This is a genomic window from Alteromonas naphthalenivorans (assembly GCF_000213655.1).
Taxonomy (GTDB): Bacteria; Pseudomonadota; Gammaproteobacteria; order Enterobacterales; family Alteromonadaceae; genus Alteromonas; species Alteromonas naphthalenivorans.
Genome location: NC_015554.1, coordinates 4,379,640 through 4,396,275, shown reverse-complemented (window position 1 = coordinate 4,396,275; position 16,636 = coordinate 4,379,640). Strand labels below are relative to the sequence as shown.

The 16,636-nt window shown below is 45.5% G+C and carries 14 protein-coding genes and 1 pseudogene; 5 read left to right on the top strand and 10 right to left on the bottom strand.

What is annotated here, in order from left to right; genetic code table 11:
• Nucleotides 1–28 precede the first annotated feature (28 nt).
• Both pdsS and pdsR read right to left on the bottom strand, forming a co-directional pair.
• Complete coding sequence (gene pdsS, locus AMBT_RS19175) at nucleotides 29–2,251, bottom strand: proteobacterial dedicated sortase system histidine kinase (protein ID WP_013786311.1); 2,223 nt, start codon at nucleotides 2,249–2,251, stop codon at nucleotides 29–31.
• A gap of 12 nt (nucleotides 2,252–2,263) precedes the next feature.
• Nucleotides 2,264–2,953, bottom strand: a complete 690-nt coding sequence (gene pdsR, locus AMBT_RS19170) for a proteobacterial dedicated sortase system response regulator (protein ID WP_013786310.1) — start codon at nucleotides 2,951–2,953, stop codon at nucleotides 2,264–2,266.
• A gap of 832 nt (nucleotides 2,954–3,785) precedes the next feature.
• On the opposite strand from pdsR, the gene AMBT_RS19165 reads away from it, so the two are divergent.
• The 3 genes from AMBT_RS19165 to trmB are packed head-to-tail and all read left to right on the top strand — an operon-like array spanning nucleotide 3,786 to nucleotide 6,201.
• A complete protein-coding gene (locus tag AMBT_RS19165; protein WP_013786309.1) occupies nucleotides 3,786–4,706 on the top strand; it encodes an ABC transporter ATP-binding protein in 921 nt (306 codons plus the stop codon).
• Between the two features lie 2 nt (nucleotides 4,707–4,708).
• Nucleotides 4,709–5,521, top strand: a complete 813-nt coding sequence (locus tag AMBT_RS19160) for an ABC transporter permease (protein ID WP_013786308.1) — start codon at nucleotides 4,709–4,711, stop codon at nucleotides 5,519–5,521.
• Nucleotides 5,521–6,201 carry a tRNA (guanine(46)-N(7))-methyltransferase TrmB gene (gene trmB, locus AMBT_RS19155; RefSeq protein ID WP_013786307.1) on the top strand — a complete coding sequence of 227 codons (681 nt, stop codon included), beginning with the start codon at nucleotides 5,521–5,523 and terminating at the stop codon, nucleotides 6,199–6,201. The genes AMBT_RS19160 and trmB overlap by 1 nt, the downstream gene beginning before the upstream one ends.
• A 25-nt stretch (nucleotides 6,202–6,226) precedes the next feature.
• Here trmB and AMBT_RS19150 read toward each other — a convergent pair whose 3' ends face one another.
• The gene (locus AMBT_RS19150) at nucleotides 6,227–6,946 is read right to left on the bottom strand and encodes an EAL domain-containing protein (RefSeq protein ID WP_013786306.1); all 720 of its coding nucleotides are present in this window, start codon (nucleotides 6,944–6,946) and stop codon (nucleotides 6,227–6,229) included.
• A 276-nt stretch (nucleotides 6,947–7,222) separates the two neighbouring features.
• Here AMBT_RS19150 and panP point away from each other — a divergent pair, with 276 nt between their 5' ends.
• Complete coding sequence (gene panP / locus AMBT_RS19145) at nucleotides 7,223–8,851, top strand: pyridoxal-dependent aspartate 1-decarboxylase PanP (protein ID WP_013786305.1); 1,629 nt, start codon at nucleotides 7,223–7,225, stop codon at nucleotides 8,849–8,851.
• A 198-nt stretch (nucleotides 8,852–9,049) separates the two neighbouring features.
• Here panP and panC read toward each other — a convergent pair whose 3' ends face one another.
• The 7 genes from panC to sfsA form a co-directional block, all read right to left on the bottom strand.
• Nucleotides 9,050–9,898: a pantoate--beta-alanine ligase gene (panC, locus tag AMBT_RS19140; protein ID WP_013786304.1), complete on the bottom strand. Its 849-nt coding sequence runs from the start codon at nucleotides 9,896–9,898 to the stop codon at nucleotides 9,050–9,052.
• Nucleotides 9,899–9,910: 12 nt separating this feature from the next.
• On the bottom strand, nucleotides 9,911–10,705 hold the full coding sequence (gene panB, locus AMBT_RS19135; RefSeq protein ID WP_013786303.1) for a 3-methyl-2-oxobutanoate hydroxymethyltransferase: 795 nt from the start codon (nucleotides 10,703–10,705) through the stop codon (nucleotides 9,911–9,913).
• Between the two features lie 50 nt (nucleotides 10,706–10,755).
• Nucleotides 10,756–11,253, bottom strand: a complete 498-nt coding sequence (folK, locus tag AMBT_RS19130; RefSeq protein ID WP_013786302.1) for a 2-amino-4-hydroxy-6-hydroxymethyldihydropteridine diphosphokinase — start codon at nucleotides 11,251–11,253, stop codon at nucleotides 10,756–10,758.
• Nucleotides 11,246–12,562 (bottom strand): polynucleotide adenylyltransferase PcnB, encoded by a 1,317-nt coding sequence (pcnB, locus tag AMBT_RS19125; RefSeq protein WP_013786301.1) that lies wholly within the window; start codon nucleotides 12,560–12,562, stop codon nucleotides 11,246–11,248. Before pcnB ends, folK begins: the two co-directional genes overlap by 8 nt.
• A gap of 98 nt (nucleotides 12,563–12,660) precedes the next feature.
• Nucleotides 12,661–13,749, bottom strand: coding sequence for a tRNA glutamyl-Q(34) synthetase GluQRS (gluQRS, locus tag AMBT_RS19120; protein ID WP_013786300.1), 1,089 nt, complete (start codon nucleotides 13,747–13,749; stop codon nucleotides 12,661–12,663).
• 68 nt (nucleotides 13,750–13,817) lie between these two features.
• Nucleotides 13,818–14,267: an RNA polymerase-binding protein DksA gene (dksA, locus tag AMBT_RS19115; protein WP_013786299.1), complete on the bottom strand. Its 450-nt coding sequence runs from the start codon at nucleotides 14,265–14,267 to the stop codon at nucleotides 13,818–13,820.
• Nucleotides 14,268–14,484: 217 nt separating this feature from the next.
• On the bottom strand, nucleotides 14,485–15,186 hold the full coding sequence (gene sfsA / locus AMBT_RS19110) for a DNA/RNA nuclease SfsA (RefSeq protein WP_013786298.1): 702 nt from the start codon (nucleotides 15,184–15,186) through the stop codon (nucleotides 14,485–14,487).
• Between the two features lie 102 nt (nucleotides 15,187–15,288).
• On the opposite strand from sfsA, the pseudogene pepB reads away from it, so the two are divergent.
• Nucleotides 15,289–16,590 (top strand): annotated as a pseudogene (gene pepB / locus AMBT_RS19105) (aminopeptidase PepB).
• Nucleotides 16,591–16,636 lie beyond the last annotated feature (46 nt).

Below are 16,636 nucleotides of genomic sequence, written 5' to 3'. Positions count from 1 at the left end.
TTCAAACCACCTCAAATAGCGTAGCGCATCAGATCTTTGGGAAGTTAACGGAAACAATCACTCCGCGTTTGTCATCTCGGTTGGCCAGGGCGAGCGTACCTTGATGAAAAGCGACAATAATGTCAGCGATATAAAGCCCCAAACCTAGATGTGGTGAACCTGCTGATTGCGCCGCCTCAGACTCAGGGCGAACCGATACCATTGATTGTACGAGTTGTTTTTTCATGCCTTCGGGCAATAGGGGCCCAGGGTTGCTCACAGTGAGGACAATTCTTTTGTCTTTGGTATAAACGGCTACATCTATGATGTCGTCGGGTTGACTAAAATCGACCGCGTTAGAAATAATTTTATCAAACATTTGCGCGATAAGGTCGGGGGCGCCCTTTAGCATCGCTGTGTCTTGTGAACAAGATAGTGAAAACTGCCTGTCTGTATAAGCATGTTGATACCCACCCACGCAGCCTTTAATTACGTCAATCATATTGAACGTGGTCACCTCTTCCTGCGCAATGGCTTGTTCTAATCGTGTGGCTTCACTCATGGCATTTAAAATAGAACTTAACCGGCTTATACCGGATTGGGCACGTTGAACGAAAACATCTTGTTGCGTATTCGCCTGAGCGCTAACTTGAGATAACGCATCAAGAGATGACTTCACTACGGCTATTGGGGTTCTAAGTTCATGGGAAAGCCGAGAAGCCATGTTCTCTAAATAGGAGTTATATTGCTGTAGTCGCAATAAAACATCAGAAAACGCTCGTGAAAGATCGCCAATTTCATCACCCTCTTTGGCAATAGGTAGTTTGCCTACAATTTTACCGTTAGCATCAATAATTGCCTCGGTGTTGTCTCGAAGCCGCCTAATACGATTTGATATTCTGCTAGCGAAAAGCAATAAACCTAGCGTGCCCAGTAACATTACTGCCAAAATAACGTGGAATAGCTGCTCTAAAGCCCGGTTTCTTAATGTGCGTATACCGTTAGTGGTTTGCTCCACCACCACTGCGCCCATTACCGCGCCCTCAATAAAGATAGGGTAAGCAGCAGACACTACCACGGCTTTGTTATCTGGCGTTAAGCGCCATAATGAATCCGGTTGACCATTAAGGGCTAAGCCTATATCTCGGCCAGCCAACGCATAAGCATCCTCTAGTTCATCCACAAAATCAGCCGGTGGCTTAGTGAGAATATGGTAATATAAGGGCAGTAGCCAATGGGTTTCTACCCAGCGCCATACCGGGTTTTCGCTTGCTTCTCTTTTGGCAGTATTTAGCCCTGAGGCCGTTTGTATATCGCCTGCTCGTGCCAATACCCGCTTGTGATTATCTATCACCCATACGCGTGAGTCGGCATATTTTAGCCCTGCTAATATGCGCTCAATTTCAGGTGACGGGGTTACCACCGTACCTAGTTCATCAATGTTGTTGGTGTTAGCGGTGCCAATGGCGTAGCGTTTTTGCCTAGTTACAGGGTCGTCCACATCGACAATGGCAAAGGCGAGAGCGCCAGAGGTCATGGAAAGGGGAAAGCGAAGTTCAATATTGTAGCCAGTAGCGGTTTCTTGCCAGCGACCTTGAATACTTAACGCATTTTCCACCGCGCGATTTGTTGTGCCCGATTCTGCTAATTTAAACGCATTTACCCAGCCACTTTCGTAAGGGGCTACTACGTATCGTGCTAATTGACCTGCTGGGGTTTGCATACCAATAAGTAAATGGTCACCCCGCTCCACACTTAAACTATTTGCCTGTCGCCATAACAAGGCGTCGTCACTAACGTTGAACATGGCATAGAGGAACTGATCGTATCGGCCTACCATATGCTCGAATGAGAGGCTAATCGCTTTATCTGTGCCTTTGTTCACGCTAGCTGCGCCCTGGTTTTCGTCGTTAGTATGAAGGTTAGTAAAGCGCTCAACAATTTCATTAGCGCCATAGTGGGTAAGCAAGTCGTCAACTTGTTGCCAATCGTTTAGTTCACCGTCAAGCTGAATAGGATAAGGAATGGGCGGGGCGTATAAATCAGTGCCCGGGCGTACGTCTTTTAAATAGGCAGACTCGCTGTCGAATAACGCAGGGCGTTCATGCAGCGCTGTTGCTACCGCCCTCGCCGTACCTATCATGGTTTGCTCTTGACCTGTGCGAAGGTATTGCTCTAGCTCCCATACGTAATTATAGCCAAGGTAGGGAATGGCAAAAAAGAACAGCGACAACACAAGCAGCTGTAAGCGTATGGAGAACCTTAACCGCATATTAGCAATACCCTACAACTGCCATCGATATCCCATACCGTAAACGGTATCTATGTGGTCGAATTGTGGGTCTAATTGAATGAATTTTTTACGCATACGTTTTATATGAGAAGTAATGGTGGTGTCGTCTACTACCATGCGCGACTCATCCATTAATTGTTGTCTGCTTTTAACGTGGCCTGGGTGTTTAATCAGCGCGTGTAGCATCCAAAATTCTGTCACTGTCAGGGCGACAGGTTCGCCGCTCCAACTTACTGTCATACGAGAGGCATCCACTTTTAACTCGCCTATACGAAGCTCGTCTTTTTGCTTGACAGGGGCTGACATTAAATCGCTTCGTCTGAAAAGCGCGGCGATACGGGCAAGTAGGTGAGCCATGCTGATATCTTTAGTTAAGTAGTCGTCAGCACCCATGCGAAGCCCGCTAATGGTATCTACGTCGTTGTCTCTGGCGGTAAAAAAGATTATAGGCAAGGTGGGCGACAAACCTCGCAACTGCTGACATAGCAAAAAACCGCCCTCCATTTCTTCTTTTAGACCAATATCAATGATGGCTAAATCTGGCAATGCTTCGTTAAACGCCTGAGTTGCCGAGGGGCGGTCTTCAAACGCATTAACCTTGTAGCCTTGCGCTCTTAGGGCAACAAGGTAGTTTTCTCTTATAGCGGCATCATCTTCTACTAGCGCAATTGTTTTAGGCATGGGATCTACTCTCAATCATTCTTGGCACTACTATACCTTGGCAAAAGCGCGCGTGCCTGAGTTCGACGCAAATTCCATAAAGTCGCCCGCTTTTCGCCATATTTGCCATTAAACAAAATAGCTTTTCCATTATTGTGCCCTGATATTGCCTTGTCTGCTTGGTTAACTATACCTGTGCTTGGGAAGACAGATTGACTCAAGTATGACTCACTTTGGTACGCCAACCCCTTGCACTGTGCCTAACCCCCAACTAGGTGCAGTGCTTTTTTATACCTCCCACCGTCGGTTCCGTCTTCTTTATCTCGTTCTCTTCTTATTTTTGCTTGGCCGCGAAAGTCCTTAGCACCCTGAATCGTCTGTGAAACAGTCGGTAAAAGACAGGGCAGAAATGTTCAATATCGATAAAAGAATGCATTGAGGCTTCAATAAAAAAATCGACAAAAACAGTAAAATAATCGGCAAGATAAGGAGAGTGGCAGGCAGATGGGATAATAAGTGTGACATAATTACCCCCTTTTATATTTCGTCTTTGAATTAGTGATAGCATGAGTGGAATGGGCATTGAATACCCTTATTGCAGGAAGGGTTGAATTACTAGCATTTGCCAGCACTATGCTTAAAACACGCGTACGGTAGGTATACCGTCATATTATTACTATTGTCGGTGTATTATGGCAGATGGGTAGTCACGTCAACTGGCGGCAAACTGATTTAATAGATTATTTGATTTACAGGGCCCTCGAATTACAGGGCGCTCGATTTACAAAGCACTCGATTTACAAAGCACTCCATTTACGGAGGCATCAAATTACGAGCAACTTACGGGTAGCACATGAAAGCGTTGGATATATCAGGCTTAACCAAAACGTATAAAGGTGGCGTACAGGCACTTAAAGGCGTAGATCTCACTGTTGATAAAGGGGACTTTTTCGCTTTACTTGGGCCGAATGGCGCGGGTAAATCTACCACTATCGGTATTATCAGTTCTTTGGTTAATCAAACCGATGGCAAGGTATCGATTTTTGGTTACGACCTTCATACCCAAAAAGAGCAAGCCAAAGCATGTATTGGCCTAGTGCCACAGGAATTCAACTTCAATCAGTTTGAAACCGTGATGCAAATTGTGCTCAACCAAGCGGGTTATTACGGCGTGCCCCGAAGTATTGCGAAAGAACGGGCTCAGAAGTATTTAGCTCAGCTCGATTTATGGGAAAAACGCGATGCCAGAGCGCGTGAACTTTCAGGTGGCATGAAACGCAGGCTAATGATTGCCCGCGCCCTTATGCACGAGCCTCGTTTATTAATACTTGATGAACCAACCGCTGGCGTAGATATAGAAATCCGTCGTTCAATGTGGGGCTTCTTAGAAGAGATTAACCGCCAAGGTATTACCATTATCTTAACGACGCATTACCTAGAAGAAGCAGAAATGCTGTGCCGCAACATTGCCATTATTAACAAAGGCACCATTGTGGAAAACACCAGCATGAAGGCCTTATTGTCGAAGTTGAACACAGAAACGTTCGTGCTGGACATTAACCTTGGTCAGCAAAAGCCGCTTTTGACAGGTTACGAAAGTCGTCTACTTGACGACCATACTTTGGAAGTCGATGTGGAAAAGGCAGAAGGGTTAAACCCTGTTTTTGCTCAGTTGACCGAACAAGGTATTCAAGTATTGAGTATGCGCAATAAATCAAACCGATTAGAAGAGCTGTTTGTGCGTTTGGTTGAAACGGCAAAGGCAGAGGGTTAAACATGAATTCACAGGCAAACACACAGTCTGACGAAAAGATTGGCTGGTTCAAGCAAAACTATGTGGCGCTGACTACAATTTGGATAAAAGAGTGCACTCGCTTTTTACGCATTTGGATCCAAACCTTAGTTCCACCGGCTATTACCATGAGTTTGTATTTCGTGATTTTCGGTAGCCTTATCGGTAACCGAATAGGCGAAATGGGCGGCTTTTCTTACATGGAGTTTATTGTTCCAGGTTTGATCATGATGTCGGTTATCACCAACTCATACGCAAATGTTTCGTCGTCTTTTTTCAGTGCGAAATTTCAGCGTAACATTGAAGAGTTATTGGTTTCTCCGGTGCCCACGTCGGTGATTATTCTAGGCTTCGTTGGGGGCGGTGTAGCAAGGGCAGTGCTAATTGGCATTATTGTTACTTTGGTATCGCTGTTCTTTGTTGATGTACAGATACACCATATCGGTATCATTATTCTTACCGTACTACTGACCTCATCATTGTTTTCAACGGCAGGGCTAATTAACGCCATTTTTGCAAAAACTTTCGATGATATTAGTGTTGTACCTACCTTCGTATTAACCCCGTTAACCTACCTTGGCGGCGTATTTTATTCCCTTACTCTTTTGCCTGAGTTTTGGCAGTGGGTAAGTAAAGCCAACCCTGTTGTGTATATGGTGAATGGGTTCCGCTACGGGTTCTTAGGGGTGTCAGATGTTGACGTTACCTTATCGTTAGCACTATTAGTGGGCTTTAATATTGTGCTGTTCGCTGTTGCTTATTACCTGCTTAAAACAGGTAAAGGAATTCGTAGCTAATGGCTAGCGGGAACTCCAGAGGGATTACAACAAATCAAGAAGGTGTGCACGAAAAGCTCGATGAACTAGTAAAGCGTTACAAGTCATCTGAAAACCAGCGTCCCATTGGCGAGCATACGCAGCTCGCCTTTAATGAAGCAACCGAATGGCTTGACGGGTTTACCGGCGATATTATCTTAGACTCATGCTGTGGCGTGGGTGAAAGCACAGCAAATATTGCTAAAGCGAACCCTGATTGCCGCGTCATTGGCTTAGATAAATCGGCACAGCGGGTGGACAAGCATCAGCATTATTCAGCTGGGCAAGATAATTATCGGGTTATTCGTGCCGATGTGAATGATTTTTGGCGATTGGTTCACCGGGCAAATTGGAAGGTAAGCCAGCATTGCTTGTTCTATCCAAATCCTTATCCGAAGAAAACCCAGGTGCAAAAACGCTGGCACGGTAGTGCAGCCATGGCTGATTTAATGGCGATAACCTCGAATATTGAGGTGCGTAGTAATTGGTTGGTTTATCTAATGGAATTTGCTCAAGCTGCTACGCATTATGGCTTGGTGACGAATTTAGCTGAAATTACGTCTGATAACGCCATGACGCCATTTGAACGCAAATATCGCGCTAGCGGCCAACATTGTTGGTCGCTCAATTGCTATTCAGAAGAGGCCGATGGCGGTGCGTAGAATAGGCGAGAATCGTTAACGGCGCCTAGTGATGGGGAGTATTTGGTTGCGGAGGGCTAAAGACATAGCCCTGTGCATACTGAATGGGCAGTTTGCGCACGCTTTCAAGAAGTAAATCTGTTTCAATATGTTCTGCTACCACGCTAATAGCACGCGCTTGGCACAGTTCGAGCAAATTATTGACGTAATCCTGCACAGCCTCATCTTGTTCATAGTGGCTTATCAAACCACCGGCTAACTTAATGCCCTTAATCGGCATATTTAATATTGCATTAATATTGCCTGGGTTTTCACCCACGTTATCTAAAAATACACCTAGCCCTGCCTCAGCACTTCTCTCAACAAACGCTTGCATTAACGCTGGGTGGGTTAATGCACTGGCGGCGCTTATCTCAATACTGACTCTTTCTGGGTTGGGGTAGTCTATTAAATGGGATAGAAGCGTGTTGGTCAGGTTGTCGTTTAGCAAATCTCGCGCACTAATATTAATACTCCAAGGCACTTGTACATGGCGAAAATAGCGGGCACTTTGGCAGAACATGGCTTCCGTAAGCGCTTTAACGTGTTGCTCTCGTTCAATTAGGTAGAGAAATTCGCTAGGCAAAAAGGTTTTGTCTTCGGCGGTAATTAAACGAGCCAAGCACTCGTAACGCCACACACGCTTTGACCTTAAGTCCATGATAGGTTGGAAGTAGGGCACGATATCATTGATAGAAACGGTATCACTTACGGCTCTTATTGGCACATTGCAGCCTTTATTTTTATTCGTATGTATAGCCAAAATATAGCACTACCCGCCATCATTTGAGAAGTTTAGGTCACTTCACTGTATTGATAGTGAATTATCACCACAAAATATCTTGTACTGATACAGGGTCAAATCATCGGGATACGCTTGGCGTAGTGGGCAATCTGAGGTAAAGTTCGTGACCCTGAAAGTATTATGATTGCTTTCAGCGTAGGCAACGAAGTTGGGTTGTATTTTCTTGTAAAAGAGTCATTTCAAAGTGAGGTCGGTTGAGTGGGTGAAGCGCAAGTTAGTCTAGAGCACTTGTTTAGGGTCTTTACCAAGCCTGAACACAAAGACTCAAAGATGGCTCAAATTGAACAGCATTTATCTGACAATATCTTAGATTTTTTGTCGCAGCACGTTGTTACCAAAAAAACCTCGCTAGAAGAAATTGAGAAAGACTTTTCAGATTCAAAAGTACCTGAATCGCCAGAGTTTGTTTCAACCCATGCTGAAAGCTTACTCGATAAATTGGTTGCCCATTCGGTGAATACCTATTCGCCTACGTTTATTGGTCATATGACCTCCGCGCTTCCCTATTTTCATTTGCCCCTGTCTAAGTTGATGGTGGGGCTTAATCAGAACCTGGTGAAAATAGAAACCTCAAAGGCATTCACGCCACTTGAGCGTCAAGTGTTAGGCATGATGCATAATCTCGTTTATGACGAATCGAAAGCTTTCTATGATAGTCACTTACACAGCGCCAAACGCTCTTTAGGTGCCTTTTGTTCCGGTGGTACTATTGCCAATATTACCGCTTTGTGGGTAGCTAGAAATAAGATTTTGGGCCCGCAAGAGGGGTTTGCCGGTGTAGCAAAAGCTGGGCTTGCTGCGGCTTATCGCTTCCACGATATTAACCATCTTGGCGTTATGTGCAGTAAGCGTGGGCACTACTCCTTATCAAAAGCGGTGGATGCGTTAGGGTTAGGTCGCGATCAATTATTATCATTACCTGCGCCGAATCAAACTCTCGACCCTGAAAAAGCACTCGCCGCAGGTAAATGTTATCAGGAAGAAGGTAATAAGTTACTGGCCATTGTTGGCGTTGGTGGTACTACGGAAACAGGGCATGTCGACCCGCTTAACGAATTGGCTGACGTAGCCAAAGAATTAGGGTGCTGGTTCCATGTGGATGCCGCATGGGGTGGGGCAACCTTGTTTTCATCGCAATATAAACACCGCTTGAAAGGCATTGAGCGTGCTGACTCGGTCACAATTGATGCCCATAAACAAATGTATGTGCCCATGGGGGCAGGTATGGCGTTGTTCAAAAATCCTGAAGATGCCAATGCAGTGCGCCATCATGCACAATATATTCTGCGTGCAGGCTCTAAAGACTTAGGTGCGACTACGCTTGAAGGTTCGCGTAACGGCATGGCCATGATGGTATATTCTGCCATGCATATCTTTGGGCGCAGGGGCTATGAGCTGTTAATCGACAGAAGCATCGAAAAAGCAGGCACCTTTGCGGATATGATTGCAAAGCACCCTGACTTTGAACTGACTACGGCACCTACACTCTCATTGCTAACGTATCGCGTTTGTCCCGCTGGCCTGCAAGAAAAGCTTAAACATGCGGATGAGGCCACTAAAGATAAGATTAACGAGAAGCTTGATAGACTAACTGTAATTGTACAGAAGCAGCAACGGGAGGCAGGGAAGTCTTTTGTCTCTCGTACACGCTTAGAAGCGCCAGAATACCCCACTAACTGTATTACTGTGTTCAGAGTTGTGCTAGCGAACCCACTTACCAGCACACAGGATTTACGTAATATACTTAACGAGCAGCATGTCATTGCTACCGGCACTAAACTTTATAAAGAGTTGGTGAAGATGATAGAGACGATACCTGTTGCCTGATAAATCGGGCTGACTATTTAGGTTATTAGAAAGACGCATTACTAGCAGATAAAAACAGATACAAAAAAGCCCCCGCATGTGAATACGGGGGCTTTTTTTGTGGTGGTAATTGATAACGTATGGTTTAAAGCGTGTTATCAATACCAGCGCCTATGTCTGAGCTTATACCTATGCTAACACCTATGCCTACACCGATACCTAAACGTGAATTTGGAGGTTATCGATAAGACGGGTGTTACCCAGAAACGCCGCCACTAAAATAACTAAGTGTGCATCGGTTTCTTTCGCAGGCTTTAGACTTTGAGCATTAACAATATGCACATAGTCATTTTTAAAGCCTGAGTCGGTTAGGATGTCTGCGAGGTCTGCCGCTAATGCGACATAGTTTCTTTCGCCTGCTTCTATACGGGCTTTCAGTGATGTCATTTCACTGTAAATAGTAGCCGCAGTATGACGTTGCTCATCAGTTAAATAACCGTTACGCGAGCTTAAGGCTAAGCCAGATACATCACGCTCGGTGGGAATGCCATGAATGGTTACGCCCATAGAAAGGTCGCGCACCATGGTGCGAATAACCTGCAATTGCTGAAAGTCTTTTTCCCCGAAAAAAGCATCATGGGGGTGAACCATATTAAATAATTTGCTCACTACCGTGGCTACACCGCGAAAATGCCCGGGACGACTTGCACCACATAGAATATCCGAAATGTCGGGTACTTCTACTACCGTTTGGTGTTCAACCCCGCCTGGATACATATCGCTAACACTGGGTAAAAATACTGCATCAACACCCGCTTCAATAAGCTTGGCTTTGTCTTCTTCAATGGTACGTGGGTATGCATCTAAATCTTCATTAGCACCAAATTGCATAGGGTTAACAAAAATACTCACTACCACTCGGGAATTATGTGCCTTGGCGCGTTTAACGAGTTTTAAGTGCCCGTTGTGTAGGTTTCCCATTGTGGGAACAAACCCAACAGTGCTACCACTGAATTTCCATTCAGTAGTTAGTTTTCGTAATGACGCAATGTCGTCAACAACCTTCATATTTAAACCTCGTTACTCAAAGCTGTGCTCAGGGGACGGGAAGGCACCACTTTGTACTTCTGCAATATACTGCTGAACCGCCTTGCGCATATCGCCCGTCTCGGCAAGGTAGTTTTTTGAAAACTTAGGCATGTAGTTGGCACTAATACCAAACATGTCATGCATTACCAGTATCTGGCCATCTGTATCATTTCCAGCGCCAATACCAATTACCGGTATAGTCAATGCTTCGCTTACGGCTTTGCCTAATGAAGACGGTACGCACTCTAGCACGAGTAGCTGAATACCTGCAGCTTCAAGTGCTTTCGCTTCTGCTAGCAGTTTTTCTGCTTTGTCGGCTTCACGGCCCTGTATTTTAAATCCACCAAAAACGTGAACCGACTGTGGCGTGAGCCCTAAATGACCACATACAGGCACGCCACGCAAATTCAAACCCTGAATGGTTTCGCATAACCAGCTACCGCCTTCCATTTTAATCATGCTTGCACCTGCTGCCATGAGCTTAGCTGCATTCGCATAAGTTTGTTCTGGTGTCGCGTAGGACATAAACGGCATGTCTGCTAAGACGAAGGCACGTTCAGTACCTTTCCTTACGCTGCGCGTATGGTATTCAATATCTTCAATGGTCACCGGTAAGGTGTCGCTTTCTCCCTGAAGCACCATACCTAGCGAATCGCCAATTAGTAAGGCATCAATACCTTGCTCATCAAACATTTTAGCAAAGCTGGCATCGTAAGCTGTTAGTGAGGTAATTTTTTCGCCGGCTTGCTTCTTCTTAAGCAAACCAGAAACAGTAATTTTCTTCATAGCAACCTTCCAGGGAAAGAGTAATGTGGCGAACTATACGGATTTTGAAGCTAAATGGAAGCGCGCAGGCGTTTAAGGCCATCAAGTGAGCATTTAGCAACCCAGTGAGAGATGGGTTTTCCGTCAGGCATGACCATAGTTTGAGCTATTTCAAAGAGAGGAACTAGCACAAACTCACGTTCAGACATGCCAATATGTGGCACGGTAAGATCAGGCGTAGAAATTGTTTGGCTACCGTAAAGTAAAATGTCCAAATCGAGCGTTCTTGCGCCCCATCGCTGCCCTTTACGTTCTCGACCAAAATCGTGTTCGGTACGCTGTAATGCACTTAGCAATTTATCTGGCGCTAGCGTAGTTTCAATTAGCGATACCGCGTTAATGTAATCCGGTTGGTCTTGCGGACCCATAGGCTTACTAGAATACAGTGATGAGCACGTAAGCACGCGAGTACCTTCAAGTAGACCCAGCGCAATAAAGGCGTCTTCAACATGTTGAACAGGGTCGCCTAGGTTGCTGCCAATACCAATATAAACGTGCTCTTTATGCATCAGTATTTCTCGATGCTGGACGGCGTTTACGCTTTCTTGGTTTTGGGCCATCACCTTCTTGGCGACGTAAGTCGTTTAACATTTTCTTTTGCTTACCAGGTTCGCCGTGCTGAAAATGCGTCCACCACTGGGCTAGCTCCAATAGGGCTCCGCCTTCAACTTGCCCGCGAACTAATAGAAAATCGTAACCGGCACGAAATTTAGGGTGGGTTAACAGCTGAAAGGCACGACGGCCAAAACGCTTAGGAAGGCGTTGCTGTAAAATCCAAATGTCTCGAATGACTGTGGAAAAACGCTTAGGGATCATAATGCGCTGGGTTTGCTTCGCAATCACTTCAGTTGATGCAAGGTTGAAAGCATCGTGGGCGCTTAGGCCAGACTCTGCCTGCATAATTTGCGCGCGTTCTTCTAACGGGTACCAGAGTAATGCGGCATATAAAAATGCGGGTGTTACCCGTTGATCGTTATTAATTCTTTCATCGGTGTTTTGCAGTACTTTTCGTACAAACTGCATTTCACGGCTGTTTTCGTCTTCGATAAACGGCGCAAGTTGCGGAAATAAAGGTGCAATTAAGCCGTATTCTCGCAGCATCAAAAAGGTTTTCTCACCTTGACCAGATAAGAACAGCTTTAAGGTTTCTTCGAATAGTCGCGCGGCCGGAATATTGTTTAGCAAGCTCGCTAGCTGCTTGATTGGTGCCGCAGTGTCGTCGCTTATACGCATTGAAAGCTTAGTCGCGAAACGCACGGCGCGAAGCATTCGAACTGGATCTTCACGATAACGAACTTCAGGGTCGCCAATTAAACGTACTTCACGCTTTTCAATTGCCTCTAGACCATTCGCAAAGTCTTTTACCGTGAAATCAGCCACACTGTAGTACATGGCATTAAATGTGAAATCGCGGCGCTCGGCATCTTCTTCAATACTGCCAAAAACATTATCTCTGACCAGTTGCCCATGGGCATCTCGTTTCGACACTGCTTTGTTCTTTGGTACTTCTTTAGCCTCAGGTTCTTCGCTGTGATGGCCACGAAAAGTGGCTACTTCTATTACTTCACGGCCAAATACAATGTGAGCGAGTCTGAAACGACGGCCAATTAAACGGCAATTCCTAAATAGCCCCTTAATTTGTTCCGGTGTGGCATTGGTGGCCACATCAAAGTCCTTGGGCTCATGTCCCATCAAAATATCGCGAACACAACCTCCGACCAAATAGGACTCGAAGCCTGCTCCGTTAAGGCGATACATGACTTTCAACGCATTAGGGCTCACGTCTTCGCGAGAGATGCCGTGCTCCCCACGAGTCATAACACGAGGCTCTAGTACATTGTCAGCGGTATGTTCCTTAGTAAAGGCTCGCTTAACAGAATTGAAAACACGATGAATGATGGTGAAGTCTCCGAAGGCTATAAAGGATGGCTATAATAAGTGGATTCGTGCTCGCCCACAATAATTTCGGCTATTTTAGGTACTAATTTCCTATCCCAGCGCGATATTGCCATAGTAAGCAGTTGTGTGGCATTTTCAAATTCGTTCGCGTGATAGTCACCTTGGCCTAAAAAAGACAGGCCATTAACGATATTTTCCAGCACATTCTTGTTGTTAATGGTGGCAGCATGATTTTGTTTACTCAACTTTCGCCCTGGCGTCACAGCCGCAACCGGAATATGCCCATATTGTGGCACATTACAGCCTAATGAACGATAAATAGCGCGTTGGAGCGGGGTGACATTTAAAAGGTCGCTGCCTCTAATAATGTCTGTTACACCCTGATATTCATCGTCTAATGCTACTACAAAGTTATAGGCGAAAAGCCCATCGCTGCGTTTAATCACAACATCTTCTGGTGCTGTACTTAATGGTGATACTTCGCCAGCGCTTATTGAGCCATCGTCGCTTCTGCTATTGCTTTTGTCTCTGTGTTGTTCCGCTTCGGCAAAGCTAGATGAAGTTAAATCAGCGGATGTTGAATGGGCTTTAGATATTGCCCCTGTTTTATCGACCCTGCCCATAATACCGTCATCGAAGGCACTTAAGTGGCAATCAAGTTTTAATCGAATTGCTAAGCCTCGGGTATTTGGCGCTGATTCGGACACTGCCTGAGCGGTTAGGCCTAGTTCTCGACAATAGTGATTATCGTGCCCGCCATTTGCTTTTATTTGCTTGCGAGTACAGGCACAAAAGTAGGCTGAGTTGTCTGCTAGCAGGCTATCAAGTTTTGCCTGATACCTTGCATGCTGCTGTTGTTGATATAAAACGGGACCATCCCAGTGAAGGCCATGGCATTCAAGAGTATGCAAAATATCGCTATCGACACCAGGTAAACATCGCGGTGCGTCAATGTCTTCCATTCGAACTAACCATTGCCCGTTTAAATGACGTGCATCGAGGTAGCTAGCGAGCGCGGTAACTAAAGAGCCGAAATGAAGTTGCCCTGACGGCGAAGGCGCGAAGCGGCCGACATATAGAGGTGAGGAGTCGATTTTAGAAGGCATTAATAGAAATACTGTTACACACCCCTATAGTAAACACTAAGAGGCGTGTAACTTACTACGAAGGTTTATTAACCCTGTAGTTGCTTTTCTTTGATTTCGGCCATGGTCTTACAGTCGATACATAAATCGGCGGTAGGACGAGCTTCTAAGCGACGAATACCGATTTCAATGCCACATTGGTCACAAAAACCAAAGTCATCTTCTTCAATACGCTTAAGCGTCTTCTCAATCTTCTTGATCAGCTTACGTTCGCGGTCGCGAGTTCGTAATTCAAGACTGAACTCTTCTTCTTGCGCAGCGCGGTCTACCGGGTCTGGAAAGTTTGCTGCTTCATCTTTCATGTGCGTAACAGTGCGGTCAACTTCTTCACGAAGTTGGTTGCGCCATGCTTTAAGCAGTAAACGGAAGTGCTCCATTTGCGGCTCGCCCATGTACTCTTCGTCAGCGGTAGCCTGGTACGGCTGCAATCCTGCTAGTGCTAATAGCCCTAGGGATTTTGTCTCTTTTCCTGTTGGCATCTGCCACATCTCCTACACTACGACATCCATCTTGTCCTGAATGAATCGATTAACTAAATCAAAGCCGTTCATTACAAGCAATTGCTCGTGTCTATGTAATTATTATGCTGATGATATTGATTATAAGTCAGCACTGTTACTAGTTTACGTATTTCACGTTCTTCCAGTAAAACAAGGCGCAAATATGAAGGCGAAATGAAAAAAATCAACCTATTTTTCACACGTTTACTGGTAGTGTTTGATTTATAACTATTTTTTGTTCATCAATTGAACAGCTTGCTGCGAGGAACTTAACTCCTGATGCGACCGCGGTATTTACGGCGTCGGCATAAACAGGATCAATATCTCGCGCTACTTGTACAGAATGCACGCCCGTATGCTGAACACAAAATAATAAGCAGGTACTTATACCTTGTTGAGAGAGTTCTGCAAGTTCTAAACAATGTTTTGCACCTCTGGCGGTTACCGCATCAGGAAAATATCCTTGGTTTCCCCGCGCCAGAGTGACAGATTTCACTTCAACATACTCAAGAGCGTCATCTTGACCGCAGGCAAAGTCGAAACGACTATTACCGCCAGGCGGTGTTACTTCAGCTTTCCAATGATTAATATCAGAAAATGCAGACAAGACCTTGTTATTTAGTGCCTCTGCCACCAATTTATTAGCATTGTGAGTATTAATGCCAATGAAATCGCCTTCGAAGGTTTGGGCAAGCTCCCAAGTATATTTTAACTTTCGCTTAGGATTGTCTGACTCGCTCAAATAGACGGTGTAGCCGGGTTCGGCGCATCCTGTCATCGCCCCCGTATTAGGGCAATGTGCAGTCACTATTGAGCCGTCTTCAAGTTCTACGTCGGCAAGAAACCGTTTATAGCGTTTAATTAAGGTGCCACGTAGTAGTGATGGCGAAAAAAACATAACAATTGGCCTATAACGACATGAATTTACATGCATTGCGTTGCTAGAACTAAACATCTACCCCAGCAATGAAACGCAAAAATATATAAGGATTAAAACGTAATGGCAGAATTTACCGTAAGCTTATCCTCAGATAAAGCCAATAGTTCGTGGGGAGAAAATACTAAGCTCTCTTTTGCTGAAAATGGCGCAGTGATCCATCTATCTAATGGTGATAGCAGCTAGGGTGGAAAGAATGAACGTACCATTCAGCAAGTGGCGCGTAAGCTTGATGGGTTAAATATTCCCGAAGTGGCCTTAACAGGCGAGTGGACCAAAGAACAGCAATGGGCTTTCGCGTTAAGTTTTACCCGTGCTCGCAATCCTTCAACTATCAAATGGGCTGACAACGACGACAAGCAGTGGCTAGAACAAAACTACGCTGCTTTACTATTTACCCGTCAGTTAGTGAACGATACGCCTGAAGATTTAAGCCCTGAAACGTTAGCCCAGCGTGCAGCAGTTTGGTTGTCTGAATTAGGTAAAGAGCATGTGTCTTATACCATGACAGTGGGTGAAGAATTAAAAGATGCTGGTTGGACAGGTATTTATAACGTGGGCAGAGGCAGTGAACGCCCGCCTGTGATGTTAGAGCTAGACTACAACCCAACGGGTGATCCTGTTGCCCCTGTTGAAGCGGTTCTGGTTGGAAAAGGTATAACCTTCGACAGTGGTGGTTACAGCATTAAATCAAGTGAAGGTATGCTTGATATGAAATGCGATATGGGCGGCGCCGCTACCGTAACCGGTGCACTAGGCTTGGCCATTAGCCAAGGCATTAGTAAGCGTTTAAAGCTCATTTTATGCTGTGCAGAAAACCTAATTAGTGGGCATGCTTATAAATTGGGTGATGTACTTACCTATAAAAATGGTGTGACTGTTGAAGTCGTTAATACCGATGCGGAAGGACGTTTGGTATTGGCTGATGGGTTAATGGCAGCAACCGAAACGGGCGCGCCATTAATTATTGATGCAGCCACATTAACCGGGGCAGCAGTGGTGGCGCTAGGTTCTGATTACCACGCAGTATTTTCAATGGATGACCATGCCCGTTCGCAAATGCTAGCGGCGGCGACTGCTGAAAACGAACGTTTTTGGCCTCTACCGATTGAATCGTTTCATGCCGATCGTTGCCCATCTGCCTTTGCAGATACCGCAAACAGCCGACCAATGAAAGGCGGCGGTGGCGGCGGTGCCTCTAATGCGGCAGGCTTTTTATCACGGTTTGTAAACCCCGAAGGAAAAGGTTGGGTGCACTTAGATTTAGCGGCGGCTTATCATGGCGGCGCAACAGCAGAAATGCCAGTAGGTGCAACAGCCAAAGGAATTCGAAGCATTGCAAGAATGCTTCAAGACTTTAAATAAGTCGTAAACGGATGTCGCCACCCTAAGGTGGCGACATCACTTAATT